Below are 14719 nucleotides of genomic sequence, written 5' to 3'. Positions count from 1 at the left end.
TTTATAGTGGGGTTTTGTTTTTTATGGTTTCGTATTTTTTCATTCTGTTTCATCCAATTGGTGAGTATTGTGGTGAGTATTTTTCACTGCTAGTCTCAAACTACTGGTGAGTACAAGAGGTGAAAAAATGCCAAATTTAACAGTTAAACAAGTCAACATACTTGCTAAAGGTCAGCCAAGTAAAACATCCGATGGCAATGGATTGTCCTTCGTCGTTCCGAAGCGTGGCGAACCATACTGGTCCCTAAGATATACCTTCAACGAAAAGAGGAGGGAAAAGTCGCTGGGTAAATTCGGACAACTGACACTGGCTGAAGCTCGTGGTGAGGCTGAAACGATCAGAGCCATGCTCAGAGAAGGAATTGATCCACTATCATTGAGCTCTCTGTCTAAACATAGCGGGATGACTTTTAACGAGCTATTTCAAGATATGTATGAAAATAAGCTGCTCAAACGATTAAAAAGGCCTGATATTCCGAAAAGTAAATATGACAACAATGTAGCCAAATTCATTGGTCACCTTAAAGTTGAGCAGGTTAATGCGTTTCACATTCGAGATATCCTAAATATCATTGCCGACAGTGGGCGAACTACAGTGGCGAATGATGTACTCGATCTACTTAAAAACCTTTTTAAGCATGCTATCCAATTGAATATTACACTGAACAATCCCGCATCTGCCTTCAGCTATAAAGATGCGGGAGGGCATGAATCCTCTCGGGAAAGAGTATTAACTATTGATGAAGTGGAGCAAGCATTCAGCGTATTCAGAAAATACCCCGAGTCTTTTACTCGCGACAACTACCTAGCTTGCTGTTTGTTGGTGGTTTTAGGAGTACGTAAGTCTGAATTAATTCAGGCTCCATGGCATGAGTTCGATTTAGGCAATGCGGTTTGGCATTTACCAAAAGAGCGTACCAAGAAAAACTTTAGAGCTATCAAAATTCCCTTACCACCACTCGCTGTAGAATGGCTTAGAGAACTAAAAGTTCGATCACATGGGTCAAATTATGTATTTCCAGCTAGGCGCAAGAGCACTAGACCATACATGGGCCCTGATACTATCAACAGCGCAATTAATTCACTATTTGGTATAGATCAAAGTAAAAAAGTTCAACCGCCAAACCGTATGCATGACTTAGAACATTTTAGAGTTCACGACCTTAGGCGCACTTTCAGATCTATTGCGGCCGGGATGAAGTTTCAAGATGATCATTTAGAGCGTTGCTTAAATCATCAAATCAGTAAGTTAGATGAAATTTACAACAAACATGACTTCTTTGAAGAGAGAAAGGAAATTCACCAAGCAGTATCAGTCGCTTTACAGCCTCTTCTTCAGTAGTGAAGAGGCTAGCCTAATCCAAGCAGTTACCATTCATCAATCTCTAAAAGATTGTTTCGTCGTAGTTGAAAAAACTCTACAGAAGTTTGAGCTTGGATCTCCTTCAGTGCTTCTTTTACCGCATCACAGACAGTACATTCATTTGTAACAACCCATAGTTTTTCAATGTCTCTCGAACCTCTCTGGTCAAATGCATAAAGGAGAACCTGCCCAATGGCATAACGCAATTTCCCTAAAGCATTTTCATCTGGATTAATATATTTAAGCTCAACGAGAATTTTTTCGGGGCTTCTTACATATAAATCATACCGCCCATGTAACTGTTCGTCTTCAACGACAAATTTATAGCTTTGATTTTTTAGATATGATTTCACTTCTGGCAGTAAGATATTACGTTCATTAAACGACATCTCCGTACTAGGAACCGAACGGCGGGGAGATGTGGCGGGAGCCACTTCATTTTCATCAAAAAGACCGTCCCATTCCGTAGAACCATTAATAAAATCGAAGACCTGATTAAGGCTACGGATAATCAACAATCGCCTCTCTCCAGAGTCAAACCTTAACTTGAGAAGCGGATCTCTCAAACGACAGCCAGGAGTAGTACTTCTAGCGAGGCAAATATCAGCTTTAACACCTGAAAAATAAGGCTCCAGCTCAAAACGGATTCTTTCACAATGCAATGAGAAAGGTTCAACTCCAGTAACATGCACACGTTTATTTCCGTTATACTTGATGAAAGTTGGGCTGCCAAATCTCTCGACCATCACGGCTAAGACATCCAGAAGCAAATTAGCTTGCTCTTGGTTACATTTGCCAAACTCTTCAATTGTGCTTTTAAAAGACGCTCCTCTATCCCTAGATATCTTTTTTAAAAAAGTTAGTAATTTTTTTGCACTACAGCTTAATTCAGTCATATCCCTTATCACTCGAATAACATCATATCTCGCCTAAGTTAGCATAACATGCTCTAAACATTACCATTTATCCACAATAAAATATCAGACAGCAACCAACGGGCCTTTCCTTTACCCACGCTGGAGGATGGCGGGGTTTCTCCCGCCTTTTGCATACGCCACCAGGTAGTGCGGCTTATGCCGGTTCTGCGGCAGCGCTCAGTCTCGCTTATCAACCGCTCTTCTTCGCCATAAAGCTTTAAAATTCCCGCTCGTTTTTCAAATAGCTCGTTATTCATGTTCGTCTCCCAGTTCCACGCGATTCTTCAGTACCCAAGCATCAACTTCTGTTCTTTTAAAAAATGTTCGCCGCCCTCCAAGTTTGTAGCAGGGCAACCCGTTCCGTACTTGTTGCCGCAAGAAATTCGGGCTTAGTGCTGTGTATTGAACACACTCATCAAATGTGAGGAACTCTTTGCTGTTGAGCGCTACTTTGCAAAGTTGGCTTTCAATCACGCATTTAATTTCGTCAAATAGCTGGTCAGTAAGCATTAGTAATTCTCGCTCTGGGAAACTGGGAAAGTGGGATTAGCATTACTATTCAATGAGTTATCATTTGGGTGAAAGTGGGATAGATCCACACTTTCACCGCATTCGCGACAGATTTTCTCGGGAAAGAATTTAAAAAAACGTTTGCTGCCAATTTTGAATGTGCGCCGGTCAGGCTCATTAGAACTTAGCCAACCCTTTTTCCACATAAGCTCTCGGACTTTACTATATATTTGTTTATTCGGTTGATTTACCTCTGTTTTGAAGATTTGTTGAGGAATATACCAAACCAACTCCTGCTCGAACTCAAACATACCAATAAAACTATCGTTCCATTGTTCTTTTGACGATAGGCTATGTCGCCATTTTTTAATAAGCTTCAATATATCTTCAGTCAGCTTCTTATTCTCAGCATTCTCTGTACCGTCTCTGTCGTCGAGCCAGACCATCGCAACCTGTTTTAACGCGCCTTTTGCATCCCCCAAGTGCCACGGTAACAGTCCATGATTAGTCGCTATCTCTCCTGCGGCGGCGAGTAAAGCTAGTTTATCCAGCACATTATTAGCCTGGCTCCCAATATCCTTTGCCCAAGGCCACTCTTCTCGGATGCACCTGTACTCTTTTATAACTTCGTCTTGAGGGCAGTTAAGGCGAGAAAGTATTTTTACCCATGCTTTGGCAAGCGTTCCGAAATACTTTCGAGTAGCAGAACCTAAATGTTCTGCGAACTCTTTAGGAGATGAGAATTCATGAATGTTTTCAAACACATCAAAAGCACCAAATGTAGGTATGTCCAAGAGACGTACCATCTGGCCTGCGCTCACTGTCTTATTGTTATCGTGGAGTAACTCTTTAAGTGTTAACTCGCCTGTGCTCAAAAAGATTGTGTTCCATCGGTAGCGCTTTCCTAGAGATCCATCTTTTTCACTTCGCAGTTTTGAAACACCATTGCACAGATGATAAACCAGCCGGTCCATTTCCTGTTCTGGGCACTGCTTAAACTCATCTAGGCAAAGCAGCATGTTGTTTCTTGCACGTGCAATAGATTCAAGTCCATTTGCTGTAGAGCTCCAGCTTTCGCAGTAAGTTTGATCAGAGTAAACACTGGCGGCTACCTTCATTGCTGTAGACTTTCCAGTTTTTGAGGCACCAACAATCTGAACGCCAAAACTTTCTATTCCCGTCCATTCGATAAGCGGGGCAGCTAAAGCACAGCAAACAGAAAGAATCAAAATGGGATTATCACGGCAATAACTGCCCACCTGTTGCTGCCATTCGGTTAATGTCCCTGCTTCAGACAAGCTTGCACCCGCAAAATCACCAACATAAACAGCAGGTGTGGTTGCTTCACCTATTGTCCAATCCGGAGTGATAAACTGGCGATCAATCCAACCACTTTGCTTAGCAGTAATTGCATGCTCACTACATGGATATTCAATTAGATAAGAAAGTAATGAGTCCCAGGAAAACTTTTTTGTTGATAACTCAAACCCCGAATTCAAAAGCCTCTTTTTGAATTTCTTCGCCGAATAATCATCTACTTCCCCCATTGGCAGAACTTCACGTATTGATAGTCCGAAGTAATTCTTCCACTCAATTAATCTACCAAAATCGTCCCGCTTGTCGGGCGACGAAACGATAGCTTTAACTTCTATTGGACCGGAAATTTTTCTCTCTTCACCATCTTTGTTAAGGGCGTAGATACCATCAGGTTTTGCTTTTAGCATGAATTTTACCTCTCAAAATCAACGCATTTGTATTACTTGAATCATTGAGAGTTAGGTTGACACGGTTTGAGACAGGTTGGATCGGAAAAACCCCCCTTACTTTCGAGGGGTTTTTCTAAGCGTTAAAAAAACGCCAAGATTTACCCGTTTCAGGGATTTAATTTTCACGTAAAGTGGGAGAAAACAGCTGTTTTTGGGTGCCAAGAATTAGGCATGCCTAATTTTTTCGCTAGAGATATTGGATATCAGTCGAATTTATTGAGATTGTCGCGATTAAAATGAAATAGCAAAGCAAAAAATATCACCAACGCCAGAACCATGGCGCATCCTGTAAGCAACGGAGCCATAACTATATTCTCCCCTCTTTAATTGCTTCAAATAGATCGTGTTTTAGTTTGTCGTAGTGGCGAGTAGCGCGAATAGCCAGCACCATTAAAACCCACATTTGAAACCATTCATATGTTGTCATAGCAGTTCCTATTAATTTTAATGCCTGGTGATGCCGGTAAATACGTCACCTTCCCAATTACACAATTCGATAACCCAATTACTGATTTGCTGCCGCTTATTAGGATTATAGCCGGTAAACGGGAATGTTATTTTGGTGCTGCGCGCTTTAAACTTTGAAAAGGGCTCCAGTCTTACATCCCAGACAGCCCCATATTCGTTGGTTACATCGAACGCAAACGCTTTTTGGGATATTAAAGTGAGTAACATATCCTCTTCTGTCTGAACATCCTTATCAAAAGAAAGGCCTAGTGGCTCACATTCGACTTCAATACCACGCAGTCGATGTTTGATCTCAGCAAATGCGGGTAAAAATGGCCGTAGCTCAGAGTTATTAATCAATTTTTCTTCGTTCATAAAATCCGCCCCCAATTTGGCATGCCAAATTGGCCTATGTATTAGCTCTAGTAATAAGTGTCGTATAACTCGCCTCGTGCCTGAGCATCCTCAGCCTCTTGACGAGTCATATGTTCGCCATCAGCGATAATATTACCCATACCATCATCAAGCTTATCGAGTTGTTCATTTTCCGTAGATGATTGATCATCAGCGGTAAATATACTAATCAACAAGTAGATAACCCCTACCGACACACACACGAAAGTTTCAAGCATAGCCATGTCCTCCAAAAAATTAGGCATGCCTAATCTGTAGCTAAGTATTCCTTAGTATCTAGATTCAATTAAAGCTAAGAAAATCTTAGTTTTCAAGAGCAGATGTCTTACACCAATTGAAAACTAATGATGGTTCGCCGTTTCCAACACGGCTAAAGCAAGCAAGAACAAGACTCGGTCTGTCCCAGAAGCAGTTAGGAATAATGGCGGGGATGGATAAGTTTGTTGCGTCTGCTCGTATGAACCAATATGAACGTGGTGTTCACACTCCAGATTTCAAAACTGTAGTCGCGTTGAGCGGTGTTCTAAAGGTGCCAACTGCCTTCTTGTACTGCATTGAAGACGAGTTGGCTGAAAAGATATTGGATTGGTCAGTAAGCGGATAAAATTAGGCATGCCTAATTTTAACTGCCCAAGTAAGCATAGGTTATCTTCAAACGTTCATGACCTAACTCTTGGCTAATTTGCTCACGGACTTTGGTATCGTGCTCATAATCAGTGGGCGACAACTCTCTTCTATGAGGGCCTCCGTCAGCAGGGCATTTCCAACCTGTAAGCTCTAAATAACGCTCCCTTGCGTAATGGTGACGTAATCCGTGATTTTTATTTAATCCAACTCGGATTGTTTCGCGGTCGTACTCTCCCATTTGTGACTTATAGTTCTTTTCAGGTTCGATAAGTGCGCCTTTAGTAACAGCGGCAATATCACGAATGAGTTGTCGTTGAGATTCTTTTCGAATTGGGATCGTGCGGTATTTGCCACCCTTAGCCCATGAACCTTTTATTTGTAGAGTGTTAGCGTCTACCAAAGCATAAGATAAGCTGAATTTCATACACTCCTCTTTTCTAAGCCCAAACTCTTGCTGCAAACGCAGGGAAAGCTTGATTAAGTCACTCTTGATCTTGGCATGTTTATCCATGTCTAACGTTTTTGACTTGCCAATGGGGTTGTTGCGAACTCTTGGAATGCCGTAATCATCATTGCTACGTGAACAGATATTAGGTTTACCTATTTTTTCGGCAATCCAACGCAAGGCCGCCATTCTGTTTTTTATTGTTTTTGCTGCTAAACCTTCATCTTGCCAACGCGTTACAAGGTGATTGATATGTTTGGTTTTAAGGCCGGACGGGTCTTTTAATCTATAACCATGTTTGAGTAACTGCTTGGCAGCAAGATTTAATACTTTGCTACGAGTAGCTCTAGTGCTAAAGCTACTTTCGCGGTGAGTGTCGTTCACCATTTGATGAAGACGATATCCTAATTGGCTCATTTCATGTTCCTCATAAATTTAAAAACTAATTTGAAAGTATTGAGAAAAACACTAAACCGAAGACCAGGGGGCGAAATGCCAAAATAGGTAAGTTTTAAAGCCATATGAACGGTGCGTAACCGAGCATATTGTCGTAAGACATAAAGGCTAACTGGTCTAAAGCAACAAAGCTGAGCCGTGTGATTTCTGTTGAAATACAGCGCGAACTACTGTGGTTTATATTTGTGTTGTTTATTGTGGGGTGGTCGGGTGACCCATAATGCTGCGAGTGCAGCTCCTCAGGAACGTATTGCGGGCAGTGGATACGCCCTTTTTCTTGGTGCTCATTTCGAGCGAGTTCATAAATAAAATTATCACAGTGATCAGAGATTGCAACACCTTTTTGACGCTCTCAAATCTCCATCCCTCTTCTGGCCCTGCAATTTTTCAAGGCGGATTGGGTGTCGAGGCATCATGAGCAGTGGCCTCGACGGGCGACTCTGCGAGTCGTCCCTACCTCTTTCGAGTAGGGACGACTCGTCGCCAATCCGCCTTAAAAAAACCGGGGAAAACTTAGGGGAGTTTTTCTGACGCACAATGTAGGAGAGTCAGTTATAGTTCAAATCAGTGGCTGCACACCAGCCCCGTCTACTCTACAGACGACCTCTACCTAGGTGGCCGTATGGCTAATGGTACAACCGGGCGTTGCCCACGAGGTGAGTAATCCAAGTAGGTGTTTTTAGGGTTTTTAGCATCTACCGTCTCAAAGGATAGTCGTATCTAGATAGATACGCGGCCTTAAATACTGTCAAGGCGACAACGGTGTGCAGCTGCTTTTTTAAAACCTGTAATCTATTAACCATATACAGCATCATGAAACACCGATGGGTAGTGATTTAACCTTTCAGAAATCCTATCTCTAAATTTTTCGAACACTGATGTATCAAAAGATTCAATTGGTTGCTCAGCATTGCGAAGTATATTACCAATATCTCTGGCAATGATACGATCAGCTAATCCCTTTGAATAAAGCCATTTCTCTAATTCATCATCTAAGCCAACTCTTAATGAAGCTTGCAACCTCCTAAATGAATCTGAGGTATCAGGAATTGCATAAATGCTTTCTAGCAAATCCGCGCAAGCACCAACTAATAACATCGCGTCATATCCTAAGCAGCTGTCACATATCTCTATGATATTTTCGATTTTTAGTCTTCGCTGTTGTGTATTAGCTTTAAACTTAAAGCCATTTTGCATTGACTGACGCAGTATTTCTTGTAAGAGATTCCAGAACACCATAGACGTGCGATAAAAAGCCCGGCCCCTTCACCTAAAAGCTTGCCTAGATTGTTATTCATCCCTAAATCTTCAATAACCGGCCAAATAATTTCTAATAAATTTTCTAGTGAATGCTTTTCCTCCAGAGCCTCAATATTTTCATTTAACCATATTTCTAGCTTTTCAAGCTCTTTAATACCTAAAAGAGCTTTCCCATAAAAAGCACGTTTCTCTGGGGCTATATCGCGGACTCGCTCTGCAACAATAGTAAATACCGTTTTTAATTTTTTCTTTTCATCATTGTTTGCAAGTGAATAAGCAAAAGTATCAGTCGAAAGCTCGACCAGCGCTTCTTCAGTAAGAGTGTCTTCACTGCTATTTGCCAACAGGAAACTCTCTAAACTCTTTATGAAACCAAGCCGATACTCCATTTGCTTTATTAAGGAAGATATATCTAAATTCTGCTGGGTTGAGGCCTTTAAGCAAAGCTGTTTGTACTTTTCAGGTGACTCCAAAAATTTAATTGGATCAACTTTAAAAGGGTCATCGTGAAATGGCTGTACTAAGGTCAAAAGGCTACTAGTACAGTGCTCTGATTTTGTAGGGTCCAGCAACGCACCAACCTGGTCCCACTGCCGCCTTTTTCCAGTTCGCCTTTGATCAAACAGTTCCGTATCTGCAAAAATAATACTCCCCTCTGTATGTTTCCCAGCTCTTCCAGCTCTACCTAAAAGATTGTGAAAATCGCGCGTTGAAATGAGCTTTTCCCCTTGAAAAACCCCCGACACTACCAAGTATTTAATTGGCAGGTTTACACCTTGAGCTAAGGTTGACGTACAAATAACACATTGACCGAATCCTTTATCCATGGCGGACTCAACTGAAATACGCAAACCGTTTGGGATATTGGAACTGTGAGGAAGTATGCCTTGCTGAATCGCTTTGGTTACTACAGACGAGGCGCCCAGATGCAGCTTTGCCAAGTGTCCAATTTTTTCAATTTCTTTCCGATTGCTATTAACTATTGGAGCACGAAGCTCCTCAACTCTATCGAGAGGTTTAATTACCTCACGACATATTTTAATAACGGAACTTTTTTGCCCACAAAATACAGCTACTGGTCCATGTTGTGACAGTTTAATTCCAAGGTAAGCTGCAACTAATGATTTATCATCTCTCGGTGGGAAAAATCTCTGAACAGTCTCATTCCCCTGTAAGGGTATGGGTAATGATGCTAATACTCTAGGGACGAAGAACTCTTCTGAATTAGGATTCAACGGCTCAACGTAGTGAAATTGGCCAAGCCCAGTTCGCCAGCTACAAAACGCTACACTGCGCTCAGTTGATAAACATTCTGCGCCATTAACCACCTCACCTTCGCCAGCATATAACCAGTCTCCTATTGACGCTGCATTAGATAGTACTGCTGAAATAAGTAGGTGCTGCGTATCAGACCGCAGTTTTTGCTTCAGGCTCGTCAGAAGAAGTTCATAAGTTACTCCTCGAGAGCCAGTATCAAATTGATGTCCTTCGTCGTAAATAACCAGTGAGATAGCCTCAGCCAATTCAGGCTTATGGCGAAGCAAATAAACTAGCTTTTCCGGGGTAGCAACAACAATAGAAGGTGAAGGAGTTATCGCTTCATTAGTTTCAAATAGTTGAGAGAATAGGGCAATATCAAATTCATCTATCTGCGGAACATCGTTTAGCTGGTTAACTAACACTTCCTCGTCTTTAAAAGCTACGTTCAGCGAGTCAGTAATTTCTCTACACAACGATCTAAAAGGAGCGATTATAACGGCTGTCGATGCTCGTTCTGATAAAAAAGCAGAGCGAATAACCAACTCTGCTGATTTAGTCTTTCCTGCACTTGTTGGTAGTTGCACTACAGCGGATGTTCCTCTGAACACCCCGGCTTCACCTAGCAAGCGTTGCGCAGGCCATAGTTCGTTTATAAAGGTCTCTTTGGAAAGGGCTGTTAACCATTGTTCTAACGGTAGGCCGGAATAGGCCGGTAATAAGTTAATCGATGAATTCTTTAGTTTCCTTATTACTATCGAAGCGATGATATCCGCTATGAGTAACTCACGATCTGTGCCATTTGAATGGAAAAATGTCCTAATTTCATTCACTAATTGGCGAATGACACCTTGGTATTCGTATAGCTTGGGGGCAGATGTATTGCCGCTCATGTACCTTGCCATAGCTGTATAGAGGCTTTGTATTTCACCCTGTATTGGGGTCTCCCTCACATACAATTGAGGTCCTTTCTGCCCAAGTAACAACCAACTTAAGATGTTTTCTAGTCCCGATTCTGTAAGGAGCTCTCTTTGCCGAGTCTTTTCCGCTAATACTGCTGCGCTACCAGGCATATCTGCTAAATAATAGGATGCAGACCCTAGCAGGCACAGGTAATAATCATAGTTTGATTGCAACTTTGACCCTACAAGCGCATCAAAGTATCTGGCTGCGTTCCTTAGCTCTAGACGACGCTGCTCGATATATTCAGGATTAACCTCTTCAGACAACTCTTCCCGGCATAAATCACCAAGTATTGCGATAGTCATAAGAAGCAATTCATTTGGTGACTCTGATAACTGAATATGGTGCTCTTCGTCCAAACCAAATTCGTACATTTTGGCTTTCGATTTAGTTATCGATAACAGCTTGAGGGATTTATTTTCAAACTTCATGGGCAGCCCTCTCATAAAGTGCGTGGGCTAACGCCATCAATTCATGACCTCGAATTGCTAACAACTCAAGGTCATCTGAGTACGGGTGTTGTGATGAATCTGCACTCGCAAGTAAAGTGCCATCATATGCGCTATCGGAACATACAGCAGCCGCACCAAATCTTAATTTGTATGGTTGATTAGTTTTGTCTTGGAACCTGTGCACCATGCCTGCGCTCTGTAGATCATTTCGATCTATCATCCTTTGTTTGATACCGTTTAACGACTCAGCTAAACGCAAATGGTCCTTTGCAGAATGGTCAACCGCTTCTTGAAGCATAGACTTAGCGCCTGAACTTAATTTAGCTTTCACTTCATAAACTAGAAGCTCATCATCGCTCGGCTTTCCATCGATTTGTTTAAAGGCTAGAACATCAGAACCCTTAGTGGATTCATTTGGTACACCTTTACGATCATATCGAGTTTTTGGAACTGTATAACCATGTAAAAACGTTAAATAATCAGCGACAAGAATTTCAGCAAAATCCCCCGCCCGAATACTCGGACCAGGCGCTACTGTTTCATTGGGAAACTTCATTTCTAACAGGTATTCAGTGCGAGACTGCTCGGGAGCTTTAAGCATGTCGATCTCAGCATCACTACAGTAATGATTTCTAAAATGCTTTGCCCAAGCGGCCATTTTCACTTGGTCATTAACATCATGATGAAATCGATAAACTTTTGCTTGTTTACCACACTGAAGTGTCAGTGTTTGACCAGTGTCTTGGAGCCACTGAATATGCTCATTTGTCCATGGCATTTTTTACTTCCTAATAATGCTCTTCTATATATCCATAAGCTTTGTTAAACAGCTCTTTATCTTTACCAAGACCAAACTGGGCAAGTGTTACCAATAATGCTTTTTGTATTTCTCGGGGGCCACTGTTGGAGTTTTGCCAACCGTCAAAACGCTTAGCTTTAACAATCTTGTCAATTTGCTCCACCACATCCTGGATAACTTGAGGAGTGCTATTTGGACGAGTTTCCATGAACAGCTTGGTAAGGGCCTGAACATTATCCTCTTCGGTAACTACTTTCTCACCGGTTTCGCGTTCAGCTTGCACAGTGTCCTTTGCGGCGTCTAACAGCGCTTTCAACCAGTCAATAGCCTTGATTACCCCAGCTTCGTAATCTTGGCGCAGCTTTTCTAAACGCTCGCCTAGTTCCACAAACTTCGGCTCGCCGCTGCCACGCAGTCGGCCCATAAGATCGATTTCAAGACGCTTAGCTCTTTGTTCTTGCTCTTTTTCCGTTAGAGTGAAAATCGCATGCTCATCCATAATGAGCTCATCAATATCATCCCTAATACGGTTTATGTCCGTATTCTCGTGAATCATCTTGATGGTTTCAGGACCCAGAGCAGCCCAAACTAACGCACCAGTTTGACCGACAGGGCGGACCGACTCATAGATTTGCGCAAGCCATTTGTAGTCTTGCCGATATGGGTTTAAAAGCGGGTCAGGATTAATGGCTGACCATAGCTTTGTAAGTACACCAAAGCTTGCGGCAAACTCGTCACGCTTTTCATTGGTCGGCAAGCAGTCTTGTGCCGCCATCACACCTTCAAACCCTTCAAGGGTTCTATCTACACCGGGGAAGAAAGACAAACACTTATCCAGTTGTGTGGGTAACAACGCCTTGAAAGCTTCGATGCCTTCAACAACACCTTCGATCTCACCTGGATTATAAGCAAGCGCGGTACGCAGATTTTCAAACACGCCTAGGTAATCAATGATCAAGCCCATATTTTTGCGTGTCTCGTCAGTCTCATATAAGCGGTTGGTACGACACATAGCTTGAAGAAGCGTATGATCTCGTAACGGCTTATCTAAATACATGCAATAGCAAATCGGCGCATCAAAACCTGTAAGCAATTTCGCGGTAACAATAATAAGCTGTAGCGGGTTCTGTGGGTCTTTGTAGCCTTCGATAAGATCTTTCTGAGTTTGTTCTTCTGCATCAATTGTTTGCCAACGTTTGAAGTCCTCTTCCTTAACTGGAATGTCCTTATCGCTTTCCCACTTAGCCCAGTCTTTGTTTTTCTTACCTTTGTCGTCAATGATAGGAGCTTGGTCAACGTTCATAACCACTTCAACGGCATCAAACCCTAGCTTTTCACCTAGCAAGTAATACATCTGAACGCAGGCATCACGGTCATAAACGACCACCATACCTTTCATCTTTTTCGGTTTAACGTGGCTGGTAAAGTGTTCAACAATATCATTACTGACGGCGGCCATGCGCTTAGGGGCTTTGAGCATCACCGCCAACTTGCCAGCGCGTTTAGACAATGCCGCTTTTTCTTCGTCGTCCAAGCTATTGTCTTTGGCTAGTTGCTCAAATTCTTGGTTAATGGCATCGCGATCAACGCGAAGCTCAGCAAGGCGCGGTTCAAACTTCACAGGGTTTGTCGCCCCGTCACGAATCGACTGCTTGTAGCTGTAGCGATTCATATAGCGACCTGGGTCTTCTTCCGCACCAAATAACTTAAAGGTATTGCGGTCGATGCCTGAAATCGGCGTGCCGGTTAAACCATAAAAGTGTGCGTTGGGTAATGCCCAGCGCATTTTCTCACCTAAACCACCTTCTTGGGTGCGATGGGCTTCGTCTACTAACACAATAATGTTGTCGCGGTTATTGAGGCCGTTGAGGTTGCTATCGTCTATTACGACATCTTTAAATTTAAAAATGGTGGTAATTAATATGCCACGGCTGTCTTGCTCAATATGTTCGCCCAGTTTTTTGCAGCTTTGTACTTTGATTAGGTTTTTAACATCCGCACCACCAAAGGTTTCATTGATCTGGCTGTCCAGGTCACGCCTGTCTACCACAACCAATACGGTAGGGTTATTAAGCTCATTGTCAGCACGAAGCATCTTTGCAGCATAGAGCATCAATAGGGATTTACCCGAACCTTGGAAATGCCAAATAAGGCCTTTTTTCGGATAGCCGTTTCGGACTCTATCAACAACCTGCTTAGCAGCTTCAAATTGGGGGTATCGTGGCAGAATTTTAATTCGTTTAGGGGGCGTATTTTTGCCCGTTTTAATCGTCGAGAATAGCGCGAACGACTCAAGTAATTGCAGTAAGGTTGTTGGATTTAGCAACCCCTCAGCGCTTTGTAAGACGGAAGCCATTCCAGGCATAATTTCTTCACGTTGATCAGTGTTGTGCCATGGCCCCCAATCTTTCACTCGAGCGTTGATGGCACCATATGCAAAAGTTTTACCTTCACTCGCAAAACAAAGTAGGTTGGGCACAAAGAAAGGTTCTACGTTTTTCCAGTAGTGCTTTTTACCCCCCATAAAATCGGCAGCACCGTCTTGCCAGGTAACACTCGGGCGAGTCGCTGTTTTCACTTCACCCACCACTAAGGGAATCCCGTTCACATAAAGCACGATGTCAAAATAGGCTTCGGTAGCGGCGATATAATGTACCTGCTGCGCTACAACAAAGTCGTTATTATCAAGATTATCAAAATCAATCAGGTTAATAGTGATGTGATCGCCACTCTCACCAAAAGGGAGACTTTTTTCCGCCATCAGCCATTCTTGGAAATTTTCGTTAGCTTTAACTAAGCCGGTATTACGCGCTTCAAGTATCAACCCTCGAAGCTTATGGATCACTTCATCCGCATAATCCGGCTGTTTGGCAATATCGGGATTTAACGAACAAAGTGCATCTTTAAGCCATTCATCGACAAAGATATCCTGCGCTTTTTTTGGCAGGCTCTCACCATGGCAGTAAGTCCACTTTACCCCGCTTAAACCCTTTAAGCGGTCAATAATTCCATTTTCTGTGACGGTTTGTTCGTTAAACATTTC

12 protein-coding genes are annotated in these 14719 nt (G+C 42.5%); 2 read left to right on the top strand and 10 right to left on the bottom strand.

Features of this window, described 5'->3' with window-relative positions; all coding sequences use genetic code 11:
• The first annotated feature begins 127 nt into the window (after nt 1-127).
• Nucleotides 128-1342 (top strand): tyrosine-type recombinase/integrase, encoded by a 1215-nt coding sequence (locus tag C2M32_RS05275; RefSeq protein ID WP_105167444.1) that lies wholly within the window; start codon nt 128-130, stop codon nt 1340-1342.
• Between the two features lie 26 nt (nt 1343-1368).
• Here C2M32_RS05275 and C2M32_RS05270 read toward each other — a convergent pair whose 3' ends face one another.
• The 5 genes from C2M32_RS05270 to C2M32_RS05245 all read right to left on the bottom strand — a co-directional run bounded on the left by C2M32_RS05270 (nt 1369) and on the right by C2M32_RS05245 (nt 5635).
• Entirely contained in the window at nt 1369-2259 is an 891-nt protein-coding gene (locus C2M32_RS05270) for a hypothetical protein (RefSeq protein ID WP_105167443.1), read from the bottom strand.
• A gap of 53 nt (nt 2260-2312) precedes the next feature.
• Nucleotides 2313-2537, bottom strand: coding sequence for a helix-turn-helix transcriptional regulator (locus tag C2M32_RS05265; RefSeq protein WP_105167442.1), 225 nt, complete (start codon nt 2535-2537; stop codon nt 2313-2315).
• 252 nt (nt 2538-2789) lie between these two features.
• Nucleotides 2790-4514, bottom strand: coding sequence for a DUF927 domain-containing protein (locus C2M32_RS05255; protein WP_105167440.1), 1725 nt, complete (start codon nt 4512-4514; stop codon nt 2790-2792).
• Nucleotides 4515-5000: 486 nt separating this feature from the next.
• Nucleotides 5001-5378 (bottom strand): hypothetical protein, encoded by a 378-nt coding sequence (locus C2M32_RS05250; protein WP_199886120.1) that lies wholly within the window; start codon nt 5376-5378, stop codon nt 5001-5003.
• 47 nt (nt 5379-5425) lie between these two features.
• The gene (locus C2M32_RS05245) at nt 5426-5635 is read right to left on the bottom strand and encodes a hypothetical protein (RefSeq protein ID WP_105167653.1); all 210 of its coding nucleotides are present in this window, start codon (nt 5633-5635) and stop codon (nt 5426-5428) included.
• Nucleotides 5636-5751: 116 nt separating this feature from the next.
• Here C2M32_RS05245 and C2M32_RS05240 point away from each other — a divergent pair, with 116 nt between their 5' ends.
• Nucleotides 5752-6021 carry a helix-turn-helix domain-containing protein gene (locus C2M32_RS05240; protein WP_101566470.1) on the top strand — a complete coding sequence of 90 codons (270 nt, stop codon included), beginning with the start codon at nt 5752-5754 and terminating at the stop codon, nt 6019-6021.
• 18 nt (nt 6022-6039) lie between these two features.
• On the opposite strand, the gene C2M32_RS05235 is transcribed toward C2M32_RS05240, so the two are convergent.
• The 5 genes from C2M32_RS05235 to C2M32_RS05215 all read right to left on the bottom strand — a co-directional run bounded on the left by C2M32_RS05235 (nt 6040) and on the right by C2M32_RS05215 (nt 14716).
• Nucleotides 6040-6906, bottom strand: coding sequence for a phage integrase N-terminal domain-containing protein (locus C2M32_RS05235; protein ID WP_105167439.1), 867 nt, complete (start codon nt 6904-6906; stop codon nt 6040-6042).
• 834 nt (nt 6907-7740) lie between these two features.
• The gene (locus tag C2M32_RS20625) at nt 7741-8043 is read right to left on the bottom strand and encodes a hypothetical protein (protein ID WP_199886119.1); all 303 of its coding nucleotides are present in this window, start codon (nt 8041-8043) and stop codon (nt 7741-7743) included.
• 50 nt (nt 8044-8093) lie between these two features.
• On the bottom strand, nt 8094-10856 hold the full coding sequence (locus C2M32_RS05225) for a DEAD/DEAH box helicase (protein ID WP_199886118.1): 2763 nt from the start codon (nt 10854-10856) through the stop codon (nt 8094-8096).
• Nucleotides 10846-11655 carry a Hachiman antiphage defense system protein HamA gene (locus C2M32_RS05220; RefSeq protein ID WP_105167438.1) on the bottom strand — a complete coding sequence of 270 codons (810 nt, stop codon included), beginning with the start codon at nt 11653-11655 and terminating at the stop codon, nt 10846-10848. The genes C2M32_RS05225 and C2M32_RS05220 overlap by 11 nt, the downstream gene beginning before the upstream one ends.
• A gap of 10 nt (nt 11656-11665) precedes the next feature.
• Nucleotides 11666-14716: a type I restriction endonuclease subunit R gene (locus C2M32_RS05215; RefSeq protein ID WP_105167437.1), complete on the bottom strand. Its 3051-nt coding sequence runs from the start codon at nt 14714-14716 to the stop codon at nt 11666-11668.
• Between the last annotated feature and the right edge of the window lie 3 nt (nt 14717-14719).

The organism is Pseudoalteromonas sp. T1lg23B, from assembly GCF_002964665.1.
Classification (GTDB): domain Bacteria; phylum Pseudomonadota; class Gammaproteobacteria; order Enterobacterales; family Alteromonadaceae; genus Pseudoalteromonas.
Note: the sequence above shows the minus strand (reverse complement) of the source record. Positions and strands in the feature narration are given on the sequence as shown.